We start from the raw sequence: 23,532 nt of genomic DNA on the forward strand, positions 1-23,532 counted from the left end.
TTCGCTCTTAAAAAAACTGACTTCGTTATTCAAATCATATGAATCTTCAAATTCAGCATTCAAGATAATTTTTTAATTCTTTTACTTAAAGTAAAAACATCATCTACGAATGCCCACACAGATTGTCTGATAAAATGTTAAAGAACAAAAAATGGTCGGCGAGATAGGATTTGAACCTACGACCCACTGGTCCCAAACCAGTTGCGCTACCAAACTGCGCTACTCGCCGATAGAATAATGGGGTGGCTAATGAGACTCGAACTCACGACAACCGGAATCACAATCCGGGGCTCTACCAACTGAGCTATAGCCACCATTGAAATTTTGTTGACATCGCGTTAGCTATCAAACCACACCGAGCTGGCGCGCCCGACAGGATTCGAACCTGAGACCTTTGGCTCCGGAGGCCAACGCTCTATCCAACTGAGCTACGAGCGCTCATCGCGTCGTTGCGGGGCGTATATTAATGACTTTCATTTTAGCTGTCTAGTTTTTTTTTCATATTTTTTTTGTTTGGCGATAATTTGCCCTTTCTCGCCATTTTTTAGTCATTTTTCTGTTATTTAATGTACAAAATCGAACAGTCGCTTTGTATCTCATCATTAAATTAACAAAAACATTTTCGTTTATTTCGTCATTGAACCTTTCGCTTTACGCAATCGACGTTGAATACGACGAATAAAACGAGTAACACGCCATGCTCTGGTAATCGAATAACCATATAAAAAGATTAATAAGATAAAACCAAAGAACATTAACCATTCATTGACATAATAAATTTCACCTAAAATACCAAAGCCAGCACAAATAGCCGCCATCAGGGTAATGACTAAAAAAGCTTGTCTTGAAGTTAATCCTGCTCTCACCATTAAGTGATGAACATGCAAACGGTCTGGACGGAATGGGCTTTTTTTCTTTTTCAAACGGCGGATGACGACACAAATCATATCAATAAGTGGAATCGCAATTAGCCATAGTGCTGTGATAGGTTTGATCGGGTGTCCATGTCCTTGCGTACTTAATAATAAGATCCAAATCATTGTGAATCCAATTAAGGTACTTCCTGAATCCCCCATAAATACTTTATTTTTGACGCCGAAAATAGAAAGGTTAAACAAGATATAAGGGATCAAGCAAAGAATTAATGCAAAACACCACGCCCCTAAATCTACTTGTCCATCAAGCATTAATAGGATACCAATTGCCGCAAAAGAGACACTAGATAACCCGCCCAATAAGCCGTCAATACCATCAATCATATTAAAAGCATTAACAATAGCTATGGTAGCAAACACCGTAATAACAATCCCTGCCGTACCTAATGTGACTTGGAAAGGTCCAATAATTTCACCTAAATTATTTAATGAAAGATCACCAATATAGATCATTGATAAAGCAAGTGCTGCTTGTACAATCGCCCGCAGGAATGGACTCAAATCAAATCTGTCATCCAGTACCCCAATAATTAATAAGATTGTCACACAAGTTAGATAGAGGTATGGCAGCCTCATATCATTCCATTCCAAGAAATAGTAACAAGCATTACTAATAAATAACGCTATTCCGCCAATTAATGGAATTAAACCTTGATGACGTTTACGATAATTTGGTTTATCAACTAATCCAATTTTTACAGCAATTGGACGCATAAGAATTAGTGCAAGAAATGAGCTTAAAAACGTTAATAAAAAACTCAACCACATATTTAAAACACCCCTTAAAATACGCGTTGTGACATTGATATATTGGGCTGGAATGGTTGCAGAGAATAGCATAAAGTGCCATCTAATACATTTGTTTTTTTCATTATCTATTGATTTCAAGTACAATATTGAACACTTTTAACAAGCAAGAGAAAATACATTATGACATCATCTAAAAACCTTTTTGCACAAGCACAAAAAGTCATTCCCGGTGGAGTAAATTCTCCAGTAAGAGCTTTCAATGGAGTTGGTAGTACTCCTGTTTTTATTCATCGAGCTCAAGGTGCTTATTTATTTGATGAAGAGGGTAAACAATATATTGATTATGTAGGTTCTTGGGGACCAATGGTATTAGGACATAACCATCCAACAATTTTACAGGCAGTAATTGACACAGCTAAAAACGGATTAAGTTTTGGTGCACCAACAGAATTAGAAATTAAATTAGCCGAATTAGTCTGCAAATTAGTTCCTTCTATTGAAATGGTTCGTATGGTGAACTCTGGTACTGAAGCAACTATGTCAGCTATCCGCCTTGCTCGTGGCTATACTAAACGCGATAAAATTATCAAATTCGAAGGTTGTTATCATGGGCATGCAGATTCATTACTCGTAAAAGCCGGATCTGGTGCTTTAACATTGGGGCAACCAAGTTCACCAGGTGTTCCTGCTGATTTTGCTAAACATACATTAACCTGCACTTATAATGACTTGCAATCCGTAGAAGACACTTTTAAACGTTATCCTGACGAAATTGCCTGTATTATTGTTGAACCTGTTGCTGGTAATATGAACTGTGTTCCACCAAAGCCAGGTTTTCTACAAGGTTTACGCCAACTTTGCGATCAATACCATGCTTTGTTGATCATTGATGAAGTGATGACGGGGTTCCGCGTTGCTCTTGCTGGCGCACAATCCTATTATGGTGTAACCCCTGATCTTACTTGTTTAGGAAAAATTATTGGCGGTGGTATGCCAGTAGGTGCTTTTGGCGGTAAAAAAGAAATTATGCAATATATCGCACCAACTGGCCCAGTTTATCAGGCTGGTACTTTATCCGGTAATCCAATTGCGATGGCAGCAGGTATTGCTTGTTTAACCGAACTTTCTAAACCTGGCAATGAAGTGTTATTGGCAGAAAAAACTAAAACATTAGCTGAGGGATTAACTGCATTAGCACAAAAACATCAAATTCCATTTGTAGTTAATTATGTAGGAGGTATGTTTGGTATCTTCTTCACTGATAAAGCAAAAGTGGAAAGTTACGCTGATGTAATGAGCTGTAACATTGATCGTTTTAAAACATTCTTCCATCAAATGTTATCTCATGGTGTTTATCTTGCACCATCTGCTTTTGAAGCAGGTTTTATGTCGCTTGCACATAGCGATGAAGATATCCAAAACACCTTAAAAGCTGCCGATCTTGCATTTCAATCTTTAGCTATTTAATCTCTTTAACGGCATAATTTAATATTATGCCGTTCTGCCCCAAAAGGGTTAATTTGTACATTTTTTCTCTAAACATCTCATTATCTGGGAACATTCCTGTCTATTTTGTTGTCTTAGCCGTCGCGAAAATTATTTCGTAAGAAATTACTTTGATTAATTTAGGGATGTTTATTTATATGAAAAAGAAAAATTTTGTATTAACTAGTATCGCTTTGGGATTAAGTGTTCTTTGTGCTTCAATGCCTAGCCAAGCCAATATCCCAGTACCACTTTTAGAAAATACAACCACCTCAACACCAAGTTTAGCACCTGTTATCGAACAAGTATTACCAGCTGTTGTCACCATTTCCGTAGAAGGTACTACTGAAAATGATAACTCTGCAGGAAATAATCCATTTGCTGATTTACCACCAGAATTCCAATTTTTCTTTGGAGATCAATTCGGTGGACGCTCACCTCGTCAATTTAAAGGGTTAGGATCTGGGGTGATTATTAATGCAGACAAAGGTTACGTCTTAACTAATAACCATGTTGTTGATGGTGCTGATAAAATCACTGTTACCTTAAACGATGGTAGAGAATATAAAGCGAAACTCTTAGGCAATGATGCTATGTCTGATGTTGCATTACTCAAATTAGAGAATGCTAAAGATTTAACTCAAATCAAAATGGCTGACTCTGATAAAGTTAAAGTTGGTGATTTTGTTCTCGCTGTCGGTAATCCATTTGGTCTAGGACAAACTGTTACATCAGGAATTATTTCTGCATTAGGTCGTTCTGCAGATGATGATACCAATAGTTACCAAAACTATATTCAAACTGATGCTGCTGTAAACAGAGGTAACTCTGGAGGTCCTTTATTAAACTTAAAAGGTGAACTCGTCGGGATCAATACTGCGATTATTGCCCCAAGCGATGGTAATGTTGGGATCGCCTTTGCAATTCCAAGTAATATGGCAAATAGCTTAGCGCAACAAATCGTTGAATTCGGTCAGGTAAAACGTGGCGTATTAGGTATTAAAGGTGGTGAACTAAATGCTGATCTCGCTAAAGCCTTTGACGTAAAAGCGCAAAAAGGTGCTTTTGTTAGCGAAGTTTTACCAGATTCTGCTGCTGCTAAAGCTGGCTTAAAAGCTGGAGATATCATTACTGCCCTTAATGGACAAACTATCAATAGCTTCTCTGAACTACGTGCCAAAATCGCTACTACTGGCGCTGGCAAAGAAATGGAAATTACCTACTTACGTGATGGCAAATCAAACACCGTCAAAGTGAAACTACAAGCAGATAATGAAACTGCAGCAAGTGGCAATAGCGTAATTCCTGGCTTAGATGGCGCAGATCTGAAAAACTACAATGAAAAAGATCTTAAAGGTGTTGTTATTTCTGAAGTAAAACAAAACTCAAAAGCAGAACAACTTGGATTAAAGAAAGGTGATGTTATCGTTGGTATCAATCGTCATAAAATCAATAATCTTGGTGAATTACGTAAAATCCTAGATAGCAAACCATCTGCCGTTGCACTAAACATTATTCGTGGCAACAATAATTTCTATCTCTTTATTCGTTAATATTCTCCTTAACGTGCAAAGCCTACTCATCTCACCGAGTAGGCTTTTTTATTTGCCAACCCTCTAATAACAGCTTAACGCCTGTTAATAAAGCTTGTTCACTTAAATTGCCAAAACCTAATACAAATAACTTACGTTGGTGCAATTCAATTGGATAAACTTTGATCGCCTGTTGTTCAGCAAATGCTAATAACTGCTGCAATGTATATGGCGTATCAACAACCTCAATTAAAAGATAAAATCCTGAGCTTTCACCCCAAAATCGAATAGAAGGAGAATATAATTTTAACTGTTGGCACAATAGTTCCATTTTTCGCCGATAATATTTACGCATCCGATTAATATGCTTTTCAAACGCACCACTCTGCATAAACAATGCCACAACTTGCTGATCTAATCGCGAAACTGAAGAATTAAAAAAATTAATTTTCTGTTGGTATATCGCCAATAAAGGTTCTGGTAAAACCATATAAGAGATACGTACTGATGGCATAATCAATTTAGAAAAAGAGCCTAAATAAACCACTTTATTATGTTGATCTAAACTCTTTAATGCAGGAATTGGTTTACCTTGATAGCGGAACTCGCTGTCATAATCATCTTCTATCAAATAACGCTGTTCTTTGGTATTTGCCCACGCCAATAATTGTTGGCGTTCACCGATCGTCAGCACACTGCCAAAAGGATATTGATGTGATGGGGTAATATAAAGCAAATCAATATGATGCTGCGATAAAATGGATAAGTCCACTTTATGAGTTTGATTATCTATCGGTAATTTCAGCACTTGTCCAGCATAACTTTGCCAAAGTTTTTCTACTACTGGATAACCAAACTCTTCCATTGCATAATGCGCTTGTTGAGCTGGATAACGATGCTGCCATAACAACATTAGTTGTAATAAACACAATTCTACCCCAGCATTAATTACTACCTGCTCTGGACGACATTTCACACCACGAGCAGAATATAAATAATCCGCAATTTGTCGGCGTAATTCATATTCTCCTTGTTTATCTCCTAATGCTAACAAGTTTGTATGTTGACGATTTAAAAATTGTTTTTGTAATTTTTTCCACAATTCAAAGGGGAAATGCTGCCCATCAATGACATTAGGATTAAAATCATATTGCCATTTCTGTTCTGGTATTGTTTGGGAAATTTCATTAACTGATGTCACTAATGGCATCATCGTCGGCAATAACTCTGTTGATACGAAATATCCTATTCGCGGTTTTGATTCAATATAGCCTTCCGCTAATAACTGTGCATAACTGTTTTCAACTGTATTTTGACTAATTGCCAAATAATCAGCTAAACGCCGCTTAGCAGGTAACGCTTCACCTTGTTGCAATATTCCTTGATGAATAGCTTGTTTAATTTGTTGATATAGTTGTAAATAAAGTGGCTGCGATAATGACTTATTCAGCTGATAGGCGAAATGTTTCATCAACTAATCTATAATCCTTAAAATAAAAAAGAGTTGGTAATCAACACTATATACCAACTCTCTACAAATAAATGATTTCTTATGTCATTAAATATTTAAATAATCCATAATGCCTTTAGCTGCATCACGTCCTTCCGCAATCGCAGTTACCACTAAATCAGAACCACGAGTTACATCACCGCCAGCAAAAACTTTTGGATTAGCGGTTTGTTGTTTAAACTCGCCTTTCAATTCAATGCGTCCACGTGAGTCAGTTGTCACACCAACTTGTTCTAAGAATGGCATATTATGTGGAGCAAAACCAAACGCAACAATCACGGCATCACACGGAATGATTCGTTCACTACCAGCGACAATTTCAGCACGACGACGACCATTTTGATCAGGTTCACCCATCTTCGTTTCAACCACTTCAATACCTGTTACACGTCCATTTTCTGTGTGTACAGCAACAGGTTCGGCTTCAATCGCTACTGGTTGTGCATTAAATTGGAACTGCACGCCTTCTTCTTTCGCATTCACGAACTCTTTACGGCTACCCGGCATATTCGCCTGATCACGACGATAAACACAAGTTACCTCAGCAGCTTGCTGACGAACAGAAGTACGGACACAGTCCATTGCTGTATCACCACCACCTAATACGACAACTCGTTTGCCGGCTACTGACACATAGTTATCTGGATTTTGCCCTAATAACTGTTGTGTATTAGCAATTAAGAATGGTAATGCAGAATAAACACCTTCAGCATCCTCATTTGGAATACCTGCTTTCATACCTTGATAAGTACCTACACCAAGGAATACTGCATCATACTGTTTAACCAAATCAGCTAACTGTACATCTTCACCAATAGTGACACCAAGTTTGAATTCTATGCCCATTTCAGTAAAGATTTCACGACGGCGTTTCATCACATCTTTTTCTAATTTAAATGCTGGAATACCATAAGTAAGCAAACCACCGATTTCTGCTTGACGTTCGTAAACAGTTACAGACACGCCATTGCGAATCAGTTGTTCTGCACAACCTAAACCTGCCGGTCCAGCACCAATGACAGCCACACTTTTACCTGAATGTGGAATATCTTTTACTTTTGGTCGCCACCCCATCGCAAATGCAGTTTCGGTAATATATTTTTCGATATTACCAATAGTTACCGCACCAAATTCTGCATTTAGAGTACAAGATCCTTCACATAGACGATCTTGTGGACAAACTCGACCACATACTTCAGGCAATGTATTGGTTTCATGCGCTAGCTCTGCCGCTTCAATAATACGTCCTTCATAGGTGAGTTTTAACCAATCTGGAATATTATTATGTAACGGACAACGGTGCTGACAATATGGGTTACCGCAAGCAAGGCAACGATCTGCTTGTGCCTTAGCCTGTGTTTCATCAAAAATCTGATAAATTTCAATAAATTGTGTTTTACGTTGTTCTAATGATTTTTTCTGTGGATCAATTCTTGGCAAATCAATAAATTGATAAATATTTCCTTGCTGGCTCATTTTCTTTTCCTTTAATTCATTCTAATGCTCGCCTTAATTATTAAAAACTAAGGCGATGGAAAATTATTGTGTTACCACACCGAGTTCATTTACTGTACGGCGTTGATGTCCTAATAACGCATTCAGATCATTCGCTTTTGGTTTCACCAATACGAATTTATCAGCATAATCAGCCCAATTATTCAAAATACGTTCTGCTAAAGGACTGTGCGTTTCATCATAATGACGCATCAACAAACCACGTAAATGCTCTTGGTGAGTTGGTAAATCAGTTATCGCTAATCCTTCCACTAATTCTGGATTGATTCTTGTACGGAATTTACCATCTGTATCAAGAACATAAGCGAAACCGCCAGTCATCCCTGCACCAAAATTGATCCCGGTTTTACCTAAAACACAAACTACACCGCCGGTCATATATTCACAACCATTATCACCGATACCTTCTACTACCGCAGTTGCGCCAGAGTTACGTACCGCAAAACGTTCACCAACACGACCAGAAGCAAATAAACTACCGCCAGTTGCACCATATAAACAGGTATTGCCCGCAATTGTAGAATATTCTGGTTGGAAACTTACCCCAGTGTGCGGACGAATAACGATCTTACCGCCAGCCATACCTTTACCAACGTAGTCATTCGCATCACCAGTGAGATATAAATTCACGCCACCAGCTAACCAAACTCCAAAACTTTGTCCAACTGTACCGTTCAAACGAATATCCACTTTCTTACGAGCATGACCATTATTGCCATATTTATTCGCAATCATACCTGACAAGGTTGCCCCAACAGAACGGTCAGTATTATTGACATCAAAGGTTAAATCTAAGTGTTGTTCATCGTTATAATCAAACGCATCACCCACTTCTTGTAATATCGCCTTATTCAATAAACCTTTATCCATTGGTGGATTGCTTTGCGTACAATATCTTGCACTGCCAGCTGGCACTTTCGGTGCATATAATAATTTTGTCAGATCTAAACCACGTTGTTTTGCCGTTTGTCCTTCAATGACACTTAATAAATCGGTTCTACCAATCAGATCAGTTAATTTCTCTACACCTAATTTTGCCAACCATTCACGAACATCTTGTGCAATAAATTTAAAATAATTCATCGCTTTTTCTGGTAAGCCGTGATAATGCTCATTTCTGAGCTTTTCATCTTGTGTTGCAATACCAGTTGCACAATTATTCAAATGGCAGATTCTCAAGTAACGACAACCTAAAGCCACCATTGGTCCTGTACCAAAACCAAAACTTTCTGCCCCTAAAATCGCCGCCTTAATAACATCTAAGCCAGTTTTTAAACCACCATCAACTTGTAAACGAACTTTATGACGAAGATTGTTTTCAACCAATGCTTGTTGTGCTTCGGCTAAACCTAATTCCCAAGGAGAACCTGCATATTTCACACTAGAAAGTGGACTTGCCCCTGTACCACCATCATAACCAGCAATGGTGATTAAATCAGCGTATGCTTTCGCTACACCTGTCGCAATCGTGCCAACACCTGGTAAAGACACTAATTTCACTGAGATTAAAGCACGTGGGTTGATCTGCTTAAGATCGAAAATTAATTGTGCTAAATCCTCAATAGAGTAAATATCGTGATGCGGTGGTGGTGAAATTAAGGTTGAACCTGGAACCGCATAACGAAGTTGCGCAATATATGGCGTTACTTTATCACCCGGTAATTGACCGCCTTCACCCGGTTTCGCTCCTTGCGCCACTTTGATTTGAATCACGTCTGCACTCATCAAATAAGCAGGTGTTACTCCAAAACGTCCTGAAGCAACTTGTTTAATGCGTGATACTTTTTCTGTACCGTAACGACGAGGATCTTCTCCACCTTCACCAGAGTTAGAGTAGCCACCTAAACGGTTCATTGCAGTTGCTAAGGCTTCGTGAGCTTCTGGACTTAACGCACCAATACTCATTGCAGCAGTATCAAAACGTTTATACAGATTTTCTGCTGGTTCTACTTTTTCAATTGAAATTGCTTTCTGCTCATCTAAATTCAATTTCAACATATCGCGAATTGTCGCAATCGGACGATTATTGACTGTATCTGCATATTTTTGATAAATCTGATAATCGCCACTATTTACCGCTTGTTGTAAATAATTCACCACGTCTGGATTATAAGCATGGTACTCACCATCCGGTTTATATTTGAGGAAACCGCCTGTCGGTAATGCCTGACTTGCACGCCATGCTTGACGTTGTAATTGCTGCATGTCCTGATCCAAATCAGCAAATGATGCACCTTCAATACGGCAAGTAATACGTTTAAAGCAGAGTTCGACAATTTCTTGATTAAAACCAACCGCCTCAAACAAATGCGCACAACGATAAGATGAAATGGTTGAAATTCCCATTTTCGAGATAATTTTGTATAACCCTTTATCAATACCTTTGCGGAAATTCAGTAATACCGTACGTAATGGTTTTTGAATTGCACCACTTGCCACCATTTCACTTAAGCTTTCATAAGCAAGATATGGATAAACCGCCGTTGTCCCTAAACCAAGTAGTACCGCAAAATGGTGTGGGTTACGAGCCGAACCTGTTTCAACAATAATATTCGAGTCACAACGTAAATTTTTCTCTACCAAACGTTGCTGTACTGCGCCAACAGATAATGCTGCTGGAATTGGAATACGTTGTGGTGAAATTTGACGGTCAGATAAAACCACTAATACCGCGCCATTACGTGCCGCTTGCTCCGCTTGTTTTGCAATATCAGCAATCGCTTCTTTCAACGTCATTTGTTGCGGATCATAAGTCGCATCAAGAATTTCATGTTTATAGTATTCTTGTGGCAAGTTTAATAATTGCTGCATATCAGAGTACAGCAATACCGGCGATTTAAAATTAACGCGGTGTGACATCCCTTCTGTTTCAAAGAAGACACTCATTTCCTGACCAATACTAGTATTTAAACTCATTACATGTGCTTCACGTAATGGGTCAATTGGCGGGTTAGTAACTTGCGCAAAATATTGGCGGAAATAGTCATAAATCACACGTGGACGAGTTGATAACACCGCAAAAGGTGTATCATCTCCCATTGAGCCAACAGCTTCCTGTCCATTTTCCCCTAATACTCGTAAGATACTTTCCAACTCTTCTTTGTCGTAAGCGAATTGTTTTTGATAGGTTAATAATTCTTGTGCATCAAACTCCGCCTCTCCCACTTGATCATCTGGTACATTCTCAAATGGTACTAAACGATGCACATTGCGATTTAACCATTCACGATATGGGTGACGCTCTTTGAGCTCTTTATCAATTTCTTGTGAATGAATTAATTTACCATGCTCAGTATCAATTACTAATAACTCACCAGGTCCGATACGTCCTTTTTCAATCACTTCATCAGGAGCATAGTCCCAGATACCCACTTCACTGGCAATAGTAATTAATTTATCTTGCGTAATTACATAACGTGCTGGACGAAGCCCATTACGGTCAAGGTTACAAGCTACATGACGACCATCACTCAATACGATACCAGCCGGACCGTCCCAAGGTTCCATGTGCATTGAGTTAAAGTCATAGAATGCACGTAAATCATCATCCATATCAGGATTATGCTGCCATGCAGGTGGAATAAGTAAACGCATTGCTCGGAATAAATCCATACCACCATTAACAAATAATTCCAGCATATTATCCAAAGAACTAGAGTCAGAACCTGTTTCATTCACAAAAGGCGCAATAGTTTGTAAATCAGGAATTAATGGGGTGTGATATTTATAAGCACGCGCTCTTGCCCATGCTCTGTTACCTGAAATGGTATTAATTTCTCCATTATGTGCTAAATAGCGGAATGGTTGCGCTAATTTCCATTTTGGTAACGTATTAGTTGAGAAACGTTGGTGGAATAAACAAATACCACTTTCCATCCGCAAATCTGCTAAATCTAAATAGAATTTAGGTAAATCTTTAGGAATACATAAGCCTTTATAAATAATAATTTGGCTAGAAAAACTACAAATATAGAAATCTGGGTGATCAATACGATTTTCGATACGACGACGCGCCATAAATAGACGACGTTCCATATCCTTGATACCCCATCCAGCAGGCACATTAACAAAAACTTGTTTAATTGCTGGTAAACTTGCAGCTGCAATTGATCCCAAAACAGATGGATTAATCGCAACATCACGCCATGCTGTAATGGTCAATGTTTCTTTAGTTAATTCTTCTTTAATGATGGCACTATATTGTTCAATTAATGCTGGATCTGTTGGAAAGAAGATTTGCCCCACACCAAAATTTTTGTTTAATTTAAAACCTTGTTCTTCGGCAATAAAATGGAAAAAACGTTTTGGCATTTGTAAATGCAAACCACAGCCATCACCTGTTTTACCATCTGACAACACCGCTCCACGATGTTGCATTCTTGATAATCCCAAAATAGCTGTACGCACAACTTTATGACTCTGCTCACCATCAAGATGTGCTATTAAGCCAAAACCACAGTTCTCCCGAACCTCATCTTTGTTATAAAGCATAATAGATTCCTTAAATGTTGTGTTTATTGTTTTATTATTTATTAGAAGGATTTGAACATACCAAAAAAGGCAAATATTAGTCAAAGCCTTTTTGATGGATTTTACTATTTTTATAATTTTATTAATCTCTATCTTATTTTTATCTCTTTTTCTTACATATCTATCAATAAATGCGCGTTTATTTAGATGAGAATAATTCTCAAATAAATAGAGAAATATGTTTTTTTGAGAAAAAGAAAACCTCATGCCAATAACATGAGGTTTCTTAAGATAAAAAAGAATCTAATCAATAATAATTGCTGATTAAATAATTAATAAGCTGTCAATTATTTAGTTTCGCTTTTTAATTCTTCTGCTTTATCAGCAACTGCTTTTGATGCTTCTTCTACTTTGCTTGCTGCTGCATCTTTCACTTCAGTCGCTGCTTCTTTTGCTTGATCTACTTTCTCTGCAGTAGCTTCTTTCGCTGCATCAACTTTTTCTGCTGCCGCGTCTTTCGCTTCAGCAGCTGCTTCTTTCGCTTGATCTACTTTCTCTGCAACAGCTTCTTTCGCTGCGTCAACTTTTTCTGCTGCGGCATCTTTCGCTTCAGCTGCTGCTTCTTTTGCTTGATCTACTTTCTCTGCAGTAGCTTCTTTCGCTGCGTCAACTTTTTCTGCTACTGCTTGTTTAGCTTCTTCCACTTTAGCTGCCGCTGCATCTTTTACTTCTGCAGCTGCTGCTTTAGTTTCTGTTGCTGCATTAGTAACAGTTTCTTTAGTTTCTTTATCAAAACAACCTGTTAAAGCTAAAGATGTAGTTAAAACTAAAGTTGCTAATAGTGTCTTTTTCATTATGAAATCTCCTTTTTAATAAATACCCTATTTATCATACACAATTTTGTACTATCTAAAAAACAGCCTATTTTTCAGATAAAAATAGGCTGAATACCAAACAATCAAATAATATTATTCATCAATTGTTCTTAATAGTTCATTGATCCCCACTTTACCACGTGTCTTGGCATCAACTTTTTTCACGATCACCGCACAATAAAGGCTATGAGTACCATCTTTGCTTGGTAAGCTGCCAGAAACGACTACTGAACCCGCTGGTACACGACCATAATGAATTTCTCCTGTTTCACGATCATAAATTTTTGTACTTTGACCGATAAACACGCCCATTGAGATCACTGATCCTTCTTCAACAATCACACCTTCAACAATTTCTGAACGTGCACCAATAAAACAGTTATCTTCAATAATGGTTGGATTAGCTTGTAATGGTTCTAAAACACCGCCAATTCCTACACCACCAGACAAATGCACATTTTTACCAATTTGTGCACAAGAGCCAACAGTTGCCCAAGTATCCACCATAGTACCTTCATCTACGTAAGCACCGATATTGACATAAGATGGCATTAACACTGTATTCTTAGCAATAAATGCGCCTTGGCGAACTGCTGCTGGAGGAACAACACGAAAACCCTCTTGTTTAAAGCGTGCTTCGTCGTAATCCGCAAATTTCATTGGCACTTTGTCATAATATTTAGTTTCACAACTTTCCATTACCTGATTGTCATTAATACGGAAAGAGAGTAATACTGCTTTTTTCAGCCATTGGTTAACTACCCATTCACCATTAATTTTTTCTGCAACGCGGCGTTTACCACTATCTAAATCCAAAATCACTTGTTCAACAGCCGCCTTTGTTGCCGCATCAACTGTAGTTGGGGTAATTTCTGTGCGTCTTTCAAACGCTTCTTCAATAATTTGTTGTAAGTTTGACATTGTCTTCCCTAAATTAAACACTCAAAAAGAGCCATAGTTTTATCATATTTTGCCAATAAGAAAAAGTCAGAAAGCTAAATTCTCGCTGAGATTAAACTATATACCTGATAACTAAGGGCTGCATCAGCAGCCCTTAATCTAACTTAGTTTAATGCTTTTAAGATATTGTCCACGCTCTCTTTTGCGTCACCAAATAACATTTGGGTATTTTCTTTAAAGAACAATGGATTTTGCACTCCAGCATAACCAGTATTCATTGAACGTTTGAACACTATAACATTTTGCGCCTTCCAAACTTCTAACACTGGCATACCCGCAATTGGGCTATTTGGATCGTCTTGTGCTGCTGGGTTTACCGTATCATTTGCACCAATGACCAATACTACATCAGTATCAGCGAAATCATCATTAATTTCATCCATTTCTAATACGATGTCATAAGGCACTTTCGCTTCAGCCAATAATACGTTCATATGCCCTGGTAAACGACCAGCAACTGGGTGAATACCAAAACGTACATTTACCCCTTTTTCACGCAATTTTTGCGTAATTTCAGCCACTGGATATTGCGCTTGAGCCACTGCCATACCATATCCTGGAGTAATGATGACAGAACTTGCATTCTTCAACATTTCAGCCACTTCTTCTGCTTTAATCTCACGATGCTCACCCTGCTCAGCATCACTTGAAGCAACAACATCATTACCGAAACCACCAGCAATTACACTAATAAATGAACGGTTCATCGCACGACACATAATATAAGACAAGATTGCCCCTGAAGAACCAACCAATGCACCAGTTACAATCAACAAGTCATTGCTTAACATAAAGCCCGCTGCCGCTGCTGCCCAACCAGAATAAGAGTTCAACATTGACACCACTACTGGCATATCCGCTCCACCAATTGAAGCAACAAGATGCCAACCAAACACTAATGCAATAATGGTCATTAATACTAGTGGGAATAATGACGGTGAATTTAAGAACACTAACATTAATAAGAATGAAACAACTAATGCTAATAAATTCAATTTGTGGCGATGCGGTAACATCAATGCTTTAGAATTAAAGATGCCACGCAATTTACCAAATGCCACAATTGAACCTGTGAAGGTTACTGCACCAATAAATACGCCTAAAAAGACTTCAATATTATGAATATTGACTAAAGTTGGATCTGTTACTTCGTGTGAAAGATAGCTATTAAAACCAACTAATACCGCAGCTAGCCCTACAAAGCTATGCAATAACGCCACTAATTCAGGCATTTCAGTCATTTCAACTTTTAACGCTTTGCGGATACCTAAAATCGCCCCAATAATCATCGCAATGATGATCCAAATTTGACCATGGGTATGCGGACCAAAAACAGTGGTAAAGAGCGCAATACCCATACCAACAATCCCATACCAGCAACCTGCTTTGGCGGTTTCGTGTTTAGATAATCCCGCTAAACTCATGATGAATAATACCGCAGCAATAATATAGGCGGCATGTACAAAACTTTCAGACATGATCTACTCCTTAACCTTTTCTAAACATCGCCAACATACGTTGAGTTACTTTAAACCCACCAAAAATATTGATACTTGCGACTAAAATAGCGATGAATGCCAAGACACTCACAAGAAAATGTCCATGTCCAATTTGCAACAATGCCCCAACAATAATAATGCCAGAAATTGCATTAGTTACTGCCATCAACGGTGTATGTAACGCATGACTTACATTCCAAACTACATAGTACCCAACCACACAAGAGAGTACGAAAACAGTAAAGTGTGATAAGAACGCCGCTGGCGCCACAGAAGCAATACACATATATAAAACAATTGCTGTCGCAATTAAACCGATCTTACGTGTAGGATTTGCCTTCTTCTCTTCTGCTGGTTCTTCTTTTTTCGCTGCTTTTGGTTTTTGTGGCTGTGCAGAAACTTTAATTGGTGGTGCTGGCCAAGTAATTTCACCATCACGAATAACAGTCACTCCACGTTGCACAACATCTTCAAAATCAATATTGATAGTACCATCTTTCTCTTTACACAATAATTTGAGTAAATTCACTAAGTTAGTACCATAAAGTTGTGATGATTGTGTTGGCAAACGGCTCGGTAAATCAGTATAACCAATGATCTTCACTTGATTTTCAGTAACAACCACTTCATCTGCTTTAGATAATTCACAGTTACCACCTGTTGCCGCAGCAAGATCGACAATCACGCTACCCGGTTTCATTGTCGCAACCATTTCTTTAGTAATTAAGCGTGGCGCAGGTTTTCCTGGAATCAATGCCGTTGTAATAATGATATCGACTTCTTTTGCTTGTTCTGCATAGAGCGCTAATGCACGACGGTTAAACTCTTCAGACATCACTTTCGCATAACCATCGCCGCTACCACCCTCTTCCTGATAATTAATTTCAAGGAATGAAGCGCCCATACTTTCCACTTGTTCTTTTACTTCTGGACGAGAGTCAAAGGCCCGTACAATCGCCCCTAGACTATTTGCAGCACCAATTGCTGCTAATCCAGCTACCCCAGCACCAATCACTAATACTTTAGCTGGTGGTACTTTACCTGCCGCTGTAATTTGCCCAGTAAAAAAGCTGCCAAATTCATGAGCAGCTTCTACCACAGCACGATAACCAGCGATATTTGCCATTGAACTTAACGCATCTAATGATTGAGCACGAGAAATACGTGGCACTGCATCCATCGCTAATACATTAATTTTCTTCGCAGAAAGTTTTTTCATTAAATCAGGTCGTTGTGCAGGCCAAATAAAGCTAATTAGCGTAGCTCTCTCTTTAATCTTAGCAATTTCTTCATCTGTAGGCGGGTTTACTTTTAAGATGACATCTGCTTGCCATACATCATCTGTTTGCCCAATCTTTGCTCCTGCTTCTACAAAAGCATGATCTTCAAAACTTGCTCTAAAACCAGCATTTTGCTCAATAATCACATCAAAACCGAGTTTCTTAATTTGTTGCACGGTTTTTGGCGTTGCCGCCACACGACATTCCTTATCGAGCAGTTCTTTAGGTACACCAATTAGCATAATTATTCCTTAAAATCAGCTCGTTGTTCATTAGGGCAATCTCGCTTACCCCACCAGAAAAGATGAGCTTCATAATATCTAAATTTTGAGCTCACGCCGCTTAACTGTATCACTAAAATCAGAAAAAAGGGGGAATTTTTTTGCAAAATTTGAAATAAAATTTACTTGCTAATTTTTTGTAAAAATTAAGTTAAATTATACGGTTATCATACAAAGTAATACTACTTTCATCACTTTATCGTTTTCTTTAAATCAGCCTAAACAACACCAATAAAAAAATTTTAAAATTTATCTTGATTTGAGAATTATTCTCATTTATATTAATGCCCATAACATTTTTGATAATCACTCCAACACTTTAGCCTCTTCCCCCACAAAAGAGGCTTTTTTTTTTGCCTAAAATTCAGTAAATCGCTGCTGCTTGCTTTCCATTTAACGAATAATCCTTATAATGAAGGAGTTTTTGTCTTTGATTAATGTAGGAACTAATTATGAGTGATATAAATAAAGTGCTCGCTGAACTCAAGCGAGGTGTTGATGAAGTTCTATCTGAAGAAGATCTTATTGAAAAACTTAAAGAAAATCGTCCTTTAAAAATTAAACTTGGTGCTGACCCAACTGCGCCAGATATTCACCTTGGTCATACTGTTGTTTTAAACAAATTACGTCAATTCCAACAACTTGGTCATGAAGTTTACTTTTTAATTGGTGATTTCACTGGTATGGTTGGTGATCCATCTGGTAAAAATAGTACTCGTCCACCATTAACTCGTGAAGATGTATTGCGCAATGCTGAAACCTATAAACAACAAATTTATAAAATCTTAGATCCTGAGAAAACTCACGTTGTTTTCAACTCTTCATGGTTAGGTGAGCTTGGTACTGAAGGAATGATTCGTTTAGCTTCTCAATATACTGTCGCTCGTATGTTAGAACGTGATGATTTCAAAAAACGTTTTGCTAATCATCAATCTATTGCTATTCACGAATTTATTTATCCATTATTACAAGGTTACGATTCAGTCGCATTAGAAGCCGATGTCGAATTAGGTGGTACCGACCAAAAATTCAACCTTTTAGTAGGTCGTGAATTACAAAAAGCACGTGGTTTAAAACCACAAGTTGCCATGACATTACCGCTATTAGAAGGTCTTGATGGTGAGAAAAAAATGTCAAAATCATTAGGTAACTACATCGGTATTTCTGAAGCACCTGATGAAATGTTTGGTAAAGTGATGTCTATTTCTGATGACTTAATGTGGCGTTGGTACGACCTACTTTCATTCCGTTCATTAGAAGATATTGCCGACTTAAAACAACAAGTTGCTGAAGGTCGCAATCCACGTGATGTGAAAATTTTATTGGCAAAAGAATTAATTGAACGTTTCCACGATCAAGCTGCTGCTGATGCTGCAGAACAAACCTTTATTGAGCGTTTCCAAAAAGGGGCAATGCCTGATGAAATGCCAGAGTTCACCTTCGAAGGCGAATTGCCAATTGCTAACTTATTAAAAGAAGCAAATTTAGTTGCTTCAACATCAGAAGCATTACGTATGATTAAACAAGGTGGCGTTAAAATTGATGGTGAAAAATTGGATGACGCTAAACTTGTTGTTGCCGCTTCTACAGCCGTATATCAAGTTGGTAAACGTAAATTTGCTAAAGTCACTGTGAAATAAATTTCACATTAAATCCTATCCTACATTTCCCTCCCTTTATGGAGGGAAATGTTATTTATAACTCAATACTATTTTTTGAATTTGCTTAATTTTTATGACAACTCAAACTTTTCTTGATGAAGTAAATAAACGCAGAACTTTTGCGATTATCTCTCACCCTGATGCTGGTAAAACAACAATTACCGAAAAAGTTTTATTATATGGACAAGCGATCAAAACTGCTGGAACCGTTAAAGGTCGTGGTTCTAATCAACACGCAAAATCTGACTGGATGGAAATGGAAAAGCAACGTGGAATTTCTATTACCACTTCTGTGATGCAATTCCCTTATAACGATTGCTTAGTTAATTTATTAGATACTCCGGGACACGAAGACTTCTCAGAAGATACCTATCGTACCTTAACTGCGGTTGATAGCTGCCTAATGGTGATTGATGCAGCAAAAGGGGTTGAGGAACGTACCATCAAATTAATGGAAGTTACCCGTTTAAGAGATACACCAATCTTAACCTTTATGAATAAACTCGACCGCGATATTCGTGATCCAATGGAATTATTGGACGAAGTGGAAAATGTATTAAAAATCCATTGCGCACCAATTACTTGGCCGATTGGTTGTGGGAAATTATTCAAAGGGGTTTATCACCTTTATCAAGATACCACCTATTTATATCAAACAGGGCAAGGACACACTATCCAAGAAGTACGTACGATCAAAGGTCTAAATAACCCAGAACTTGATAATGCTGTTGGCGATGATTTAGCGCAACAATTACGTGATGAATTAGAGTTAATTCAAGGTGCAAGTAATGAATTTGACCTTGATGCCTTCCTGAAAGGGGAATTAACACCTGTCTTTTTTGGTACCGCATTAGGTAACTTTGGTGTTGATCATATGTTAGATGGTTTAACTGAATGGGCGCCTGCACCACAACCGCGTCAAACAGATATCCGTCCGGTAGCCGCAACTGAAGAAAACTTTTCTGGTTTCGTCTTTAAAATCCAAGCCAATATGGATCCAAAACATCGCGACCGCGTTGCCTTTTTGCGCATCGTTTCCGGTAAATATGAAAAAGGAATGAAACTTCGCCATATTCGTATCGGTAAAGATGTCGTGATTTCAGATGCACTCACCTTTATGGCTGGCGACCGTAGTCAAGTCGAAGAGAGTTTTGCTGGAGATATTATCGGTTTGCATAACCATGGTACTATCCAGATCGGTGATACCTTTACTCAAGGCGAGGAGTTGAAATTTACAGGTATTCCGAATTTCGCCCCAGAGTTATTCCGTCGTATTCGCTTAAAAGATCCGCTTAAACAAAAACAATTATTGAAAGGATTAGTGCAGCTTTCCGAAGAAGGTGCAGTACAAGTTTTCCGTCCTTTAATTAATAACGATTTAATTGTTGGTGCGGTAGGTATTCTCCAATTCGATGTTGTGGTTTCGCGCCTAAAAACGGAATATAACGTGGAAGCAATTTACGAAACCGTCAATGTGGCGACTGCTCGTTGGGTAGAATGTAATGATGCGAAAAAATTTGAAGAATTTAAACGCAAAAATGAACAACATCTTGCTTTGGATGGTGGCGATAATCTTACTTATATCGCGCCAACAATGGTTAATTTGAATCTAACGCAAGAACGTTATCCTGACGTTGTCTTCTTCAAAACCAGAGAACATTAATCCTCACTTCATCTCCTACTTATTTTGGCGTTTTAAGCAAATAAAACGCCAAAAATTAATTACTTGAGTAACTTCTGACTTAGATCATAAAATTTCCCAATAATGTAACAAATTTAACATTTGTGGTTGTTCTTATCTTCTCTGCTCGTTAAAATATCCGGCAGTTTTTTTCGTGGATTTATAAAAGTTTTGTTAAATTATTTGTATAAGGATAAGTGCAATGACGCCTAAAATTCTGATTGTAGAAGACGAAGCAGTTACGCGTAATACGCTTAAAGATATTTTTGAAGCAGAAGGTTATCGTGTATTTGAAGCAGTTGATGGCGCTCAAATGAATCAACAACTTGCTGCTCAAAAAATCAATTTGGTTATTATGGATATTAATCTTCCAGGTAAAAATGGACTTTTATTAGCTCGTGAATTACGCGAGCAAAATAATATCGCATTAATGTTCCTCACTGGACGTGATAACGAAGTTGATCGTATTCTTGGTTTGGAAATTGGTGCTGATGATTATATTACTAAACCATTCAACCCACGCGAATTAACCATTCGTACTCGTAATCTTTTACAACGTACTATGATGGATAAAAATGCCAACAACCATAAACATATCGAAAAATATCAATTCAATGGTTGGACATTAGATATCAACAGCCGTACGTTAATTAATCCTGAAGGTGTAGCACAAAAATTACCACGTAGCGAATTCCGCGCTATGTTACATTTCTGTGAAAACCCAGGAAAAATTCAAACTCGTGACGATCTTTTAAAGAAAATGACTGGTCGTGATCTTAAACCAAATGATCGTACTGTTGATGTTACTATTCGTCGTATTCGTAAACATTTTGAAGATCATCCAGATACCCCAGAAATTATTGCGACTATCCATGGCGAAGGATATCGTTTCTGTGGCGATTTAGAATCTGTTTAATACTTTTTCTTCATAAGAAAATAGCACCTCGCGGTGCTATTTTTGTTTCTAGTAAATCTAATTATGAACGCAATAATTGTAAATATTCACTACGATGCTCATCAGTAAAAATTTCACGCTTATCATTTAAAATAAAGCCATTCAATTTTTCTGCTAGTGTTTCTGCTGCGCAACATAACATTCTGAAATTAACAATATCATTGCCTGGTGACGGTAAACGCATAAATAACGTTAAACCAATAGTTGCAAAATTATCAAAATTATTTGGATCAAAAGTCCCTGGTTGCACCATATTTGCCACGCTAAAAATAACTGGGCTTTTTACCATATTAACGTCTAAGTGGCGGTGATAAATATTGTACTCACCAAAAATAAAACCAAGATCTTCCAATACTTCATTAATATGTGTGCCATAGAATTGACGATTTTCTGGCGCTACCACATATAGCATAATAAATTCAGGTTTCTTCGTTGTAGCAGCTGGTGATTCTTCAACTACCTCAGGTTTTTCTTCCACTGTTTGAACCTTAGTTTCTACTTTTACTGCAGGAACTTCTGGTTCAGGTTGTGGAGCTACTTCTGCTTGTGCTGTTTGCACTTGTGCACGCATTTCTACCGCTGAACTCGCAGCATAACGCGGTTGTTCGGTCGTAGTTGGTGCTTTTTCATAGCTTGCAACGGATTCAACCTGACGAGTATTCGCTGAAGTCACATTTGCCGAATGTGCTGTCGCATTAGGCAACGTAATTTTAATATTTTCTACTCGTCTTTCTACTTGAGCTTGTGATGAAACTTCATCTTCTAAAGGTAAATGCGTTTGATATGGCATTTCCGGTTCTACTGAATGAGGAACTTCTCGACTCACTTCCGCTTGCGCTTGAGAATAATCATATTGCGATTGTGGCGCATAATGATGCTGAGATTGTGGCGCTTGCGGTGGATACTCTGATGTTTGTTGCGACATCCCTTGATGCGCTTGTGGAGGATATGGTTGCTCTGATTGTTGAAAATAATGTGTATGAGGAGAACGGACTTGTTGGCGCTCAAATTGCTGTGCTGATTTCTCAAATTGTGCTTTTTCCCGACGACTTGACCAAACGCCATGACCAATTAAGATACCTAAGGCAAGCACGCCAAGCAGAATTAGTATTTGTTGTAAATCCATTGTCATTCACCCATTTTTTTATAGCTATAATGTTGAATATTTTAGCGTAAACGGCTCATAGCTTACCATATTTTTCTGGATTGTTTCTGAAAAAGCTGCATAGACATTCAGCAAAGTTACAGATAAGATCTTTTCGGATTTATGTTAGCGAGAAAATAAATGAAAGTTGGACTAGTTTTAGAAGGCGGTGCAATGCGTGGCTTATACACCGCCGGTGTATTAGACGTATTTCTTGAAGAAAAAATCAAAGTTGATGGAATTGTCGGGGTTTCTGCTGGTGTATTATTCGGCGTCAATTACCCTTCAAATCAACCAGGACGTGTTTTACGTTATAACCTCAAATATCTCAATGATAAACGCTATATCAGCTTACATAGTCTGTTCACCACCGGCAACATCGTGAATAAAGAGTTTGCCTTTTACGATCTGCCAATCAATATCGATCCTTTTGATGAGCAGACCTTTATCAACTCCGGTATTGATTTTTATGCGACTTTAACCAATGTCGATACTGGTGAAGCGGAATATATTAAATTAAAACAGCCATTTAAAGAAATGGAAGTATTGCGTGCCACCTCAGCAATGCCATTTGTATCACGCATTGTGGAAATTAATGGCAAACGCTATCTTGATGGCGGCATTGCTGACAGCATTCCGCTCGCGAAATGCCAACAATTAGGCTATGACAAAATTATTGTTATCTTAACGCGACCTTTAGAGTATCGTAAGAAAAAAGTTCACCCTTGTTTGTTCAAGGCTTTTTATCATCAATATCCGAAATTGGTCGAAAAATTAAGCCAACGCTATCTCGATTACAATCAAAAGGTGGAACAAGTAATTGCCGCGGATAAACGGCAAGAGATTTTTGTCATTCGTCCGTCACAAACATTACCAATTAAACGTATCGAAAAGGATCTAACAAAAATTCAAGCAATGTATGATTTAGGTATTGCTGATGCCAGACATATTTTGCCTGAATTACAGCAATATTTATCATCAACCTAAAAGGAGAAAACA

General features: G+C 38.0%; 15 protein-coding genes and 3 tRNA genes. 6 read left to right on the top strand and 12 right to left on the bottom strand.

Going from position 1 to position 23,532, the window contains the following annotated elements:
• Positions 1 to 152 precede the first annotated feature (152 nt).
• The 4 genes from QS62_RS10065 to wecA form a co-directional block, all read right to left on the bottom strand.
• Positions 153 to 229: transfer RNA gene (locus tag QS62_RS10065), tRNA-Pro, on the bottom strand.
• A 9-nt stretch (positions 230 to 238) separates the two neighbouring features.
• Positions 239 to 314: transfer RNA gene (locus QS62_RS10070), tRNA-His, on the bottom strand.
• A gap of 47 nt (positions 315 to 361) precedes the next feature.
• Positions 362 to 438, bottom strand: a tRNA-Arg gene (locus QS62_RS10075).
• Between the two features lie 188 nt (positions 439 to 626).
• A complete protein-coding gene (gene wecA / locus QS62_RS10080; protein WP_066109670.1) occupies positions 627 to 1,703 on the bottom strand; it encodes a UDP-N-acetylglucosamine--undecaprenyl-phosphate N-acetylglucosaminephosphotransferase in 1,077 nt (358 codons plus the stop codon).
• Positions 1,704 to 1,865: 162 nt separating this feature from the next.
• On the opposite strand from wecA, the gene hemL reads away from it, so the two are divergent.
• A complete protein-coding gene (gene hemL / locus QS62_RS10085) occupies positions 1,866 to 3,152 on the top strand; it encodes a glutamate-1-semialdehyde 2,1-aminomutase (protein ID WP_066109674.1) in 1,287 nt (428 codons plus the stop codon).
• A gap of 176 nt (positions 3,153 to 3,328) precedes the next feature.
• Positions 3,329 to 4,723, top strand: a complete 1,395-nt coding sequence (locus QS62_RS10090) for a Do family serine endopeptidase (protein WP_066109678.1) — start codon at positions 3,329 to 3,331, stop codon at positions 4,721 to 4,723.
• Positions 4,724 to 4,754: 31 nt separating this feature from the next.
• On the opposite strand, the gene pdxR is transcribed toward QS62_RS10090, so the two are convergent.
• The 7 genes from pdxR to pntA form a co-directional block, all read right to left on the bottom strand.
• Positions 4,755 to 6,173, bottom strand: a complete 1,419-nt coding sequence (gene pdxR, locus QS62_RS10095; protein ID WP_066109681.1) for a MocR-like pyridoxine biosynthesis transcription factor PdxR — start codon at positions 6,171 to 6,173, stop codon at positions 4,755 to 4,757.
• 87 nt (positions 6,174 to 6,260) lie between these two features.
• Positions 6,261 to 7,688 carry an FAD-dependent oxidoreductase gene (locus QS62_RS10100; protein ID WP_066109685.1) on the bottom strand — a complete coding sequence of 476 codons (1,428 nt, stop codon included), beginning with the start codon at positions 7,686 to 7,688 and terminating at the stop codon, positions 6,261 to 6,263.
• Between the two features lie 63 nt (positions 7,689 to 7,751).
• The gene (gene gltB, locus QS62_RS10105; RefSeq protein ID WP_066109689.1) at positions 7,752 to 12,218 is read right to left on the bottom strand and encodes a glutamate synthase large subunit; all 4,467 of its coding nucleotides are present in this window, start codon (positions 12,216 to 12,218) and stop codon (positions 7,752 to 7,754) included.
• Positions 12,219 to 12,544: 326 nt separating this feature from the next.
• The gene (locus tag QS62_RS10110) at positions 12,545 to 13,051 is read right to left on the bottom strand and encodes a hypothetical protein (RefSeq protein ID WP_066109693.1); all 507 of its coding nucleotides are present in this window, start codon (positions 13,049 to 13,051) and stop codon (positions 12,545 to 12,547) included.
• 114 nt (positions 13,052 to 13,165) lie between these two features.
• On the bottom strand, positions 13,166 to 13,993 hold the full coding sequence (gene dapD, locus QS62_RS10115; RefSeq protein WP_066109697.1) for a 2,3,4,5-tetrahydropyridine-2,6-dicarboxylate N-succinyltransferase: 828 nt from the start codon (positions 13,991 to 13,993) through the stop codon (positions 13,166 to 13,168).
• Positions 13,994 to 14,136: 143 nt separating this feature from the next.
• A complete protein-coding gene (gene pntB, locus QS62_RS10120) occupies positions 14,137 to 15,510 on the bottom strand; it encodes a Re/Si-specific NAD(P)(+) transhydrogenase subunit beta (RefSeq protein ID WP_066109699.1) in 1,374 nt (457 codons plus the stop codon).
• Positions 15,511 to 15,520: 10 nt separating this feature from the next.
• Positions 15,521 to 17,053 (bottom strand): Re/Si-specific NAD(P)(+) transhydrogenase subunit alpha, encoded by a 1,533-nt coding sequence (pntA, locus tag QS62_RS10125; protein ID WP_066109701.1) that lies wholly within the window; start codon positions 17,051 to 17,053, stop codon positions 15,521 to 15,523.
• Between the two features lie 491 nt (positions 17,054 to 17,544).
• Between pntA and tyrS the strand changes: the two genes are divergently transcribed.
• From tyrS to arcA, 3 genes are all read left to right on the top strand, one after another.
• On the top strand, positions 17,545 to 18,732 hold the full coding sequence (tyrS, locus tag QS62_RS10130) for a tyrosine--tRNA ligase (protein WP_066109704.1): 1,188 nt from the start codon (positions 17,545 to 17,547) through the stop codon (positions 18,730 to 18,732).
• Positions 18,733 to 18,826: 94 nt separating this feature from the next.
• Positions 18,827 to 20,416: a peptide chain release factor 3 gene (gene prfC, locus QS62_RS10135; protein ID WP_066109708.1), complete on the top strand. Its 1,590-nt coding sequence runs from the start codon at positions 18,827 to 18,829 to the stop codon at positions 20,414 to 20,416.
• Between the two features lie 220 nt (positions 20,417 to 20,636).
• On the top strand, positions 20,637 to 21,350 hold the full coding sequence (gene arcA / locus QS62_RS10140) for a two-component system response regulator ArcA (protein WP_066109712.1): 714 nt from the start codon (positions 20,637 to 20,639) through the stop codon (positions 21,348 to 21,350).
• A gap of 61 nt (positions 21,351 to 21,411) precedes the next feature.
• On the opposite strand, the gene zipA is transcribed toward arcA, so the two are convergent.
• Positions 21,412 to 22,515: a cell division protein ZipA gene (zipA, locus tag QS62_RS10145; RefSeq protein WP_066109715.1), complete on the bottom strand. Its 1,104-nt coding sequence runs from the start codon at positions 22,513 to 22,515 to the stop codon at positions 21,412 to 21,414.
• A gap of 159 nt (positions 22,516 to 22,674) precedes the next feature.
• Here zipA and QS62_RS10150 point away from each other — a divergent pair, with 159 nt between their 5' ends.
• Positions 22,675 to 23,520, top strand: a complete 846-nt coding sequence (locus tag QS62_RS10150; protein ID WP_066109718.1) for a patatin-like phospholipase family protein — start codon at positions 22,675 to 22,677, stop codon at positions 23,518 to 23,520.
• Positions 23,521 to 23,532: the final 12 nt, after the last annotated feature.

This window comes from Gallibacterium salpingitidis, assembly GCF_001678495.1.
Lineage (GTDB): Bacteria > Pseudomonadota > Gammaproteobacteria > Enterobacterales > Pasteurellaceae > Gallibacterium > Gallibacterium salpingitidis.

Excerpts from the sequence above, each read along its gene's own strand:
- wecA (WP_066109670.1), bottom strand. The coding sequence starts at position 1,703 with ATGTGGTTGAGTTTTTTATTAACGTTTTTAAGCTCATTTCTTGCACTA.
- hemL (WP_066109674.1), top strand. The coding sequence starts at position 1,866 with ATGACATCATCTAAAAACCTTTTTGCACAAGCACAAAAAGTCATTCCC.
- QS62_RS10090 (WP_066109678.1), top strand. The coding sequence starts at position 3,329 with ATGAAAAAGAAAAATTTTGTATTAACTAGTATCGCTTTGGGATTAAGT.
- pdxR (WP_066109681.1), bottom strand. The coding sequence starts at position 6,173 with ATGAAACATTTCGCCTATCAGCTGAATAAGTCATTATCGCAGCCACTT.
- QS62_RS10100 (WP_066109685.1), bottom strand. The coding sequence starts at position 7,688 with ATGAGCCAGCAAGGAAATATTTATCAATTTATTGATTTGCCAAGAATT.
- gltB (WP_066109689.1), bottom strand. The coding sequence starts at position 12,218 with ATGCTTTATAACAAAGATGAGGTTCGGGAGAACTGTGGTTTTGGCTTA.
- QS62_RS10110 (WP_066109693.1), bottom strand. The coding sequence starts at position 13,051 with ATGAAAAAGACACTATTAGCAACTTTAGTTTTAACTACATCTTTAGCT.
- dapD (WP_066109697.1), bottom strand. The coding sequence starts at position 13,993 with ATGTCAAACTTACAACAAATTATTGAAGAAGCGTTTGAAAGACGCACA.
- pntB (WP_066109699.1), bottom strand. The coding sequence starts at position 15,510 with ATGTCTGAAAGTTTTGTACATGCCGCCTATATTATTGCTGCGGTATTA.
- pntA (WP_066109701.1), bottom strand. The coding sequence starts at position 17,053 with ATGCTAATTGGTGTACCTAAAGAACTGCTCGATAAGGAATGTCGTGTG.
- tyrS (WP_066109704.1), top strand. The coding sequence starts at position 17,545 with ATGAGTGATATAAATAAAGTGCTCGCTGAACTCAAGCGAGGTGTTGAT.
- prfC (WP_066109708.1), top strand. The coding sequence starts at position 18,827 with ATGACAACTCAAACTTTTCTTGATGAAGTAAATAAACGCAGAACTTTT.
- arcA (WP_066109712.1), top strand. The coding sequence starts at position 20,637 with ATGACGCCTAAAATTCTGATTGTAGAAGACGAAGCAGTTACGCGTAAT.
- zipA (WP_066109715.1), bottom strand. The coding sequence starts at position 22,515 with ATGGATTTACAACAAATACTAATTCTGCTTGGCGTGCTTGCCTTAGGT.
- QS62_RS10150 (WP_066109718.1), top strand. The coding sequence starts at position 22,675 with ATGAAAGTTGGACTAGTTTTAGAAGGCGGTGCAATGCGTGGCTTATAC.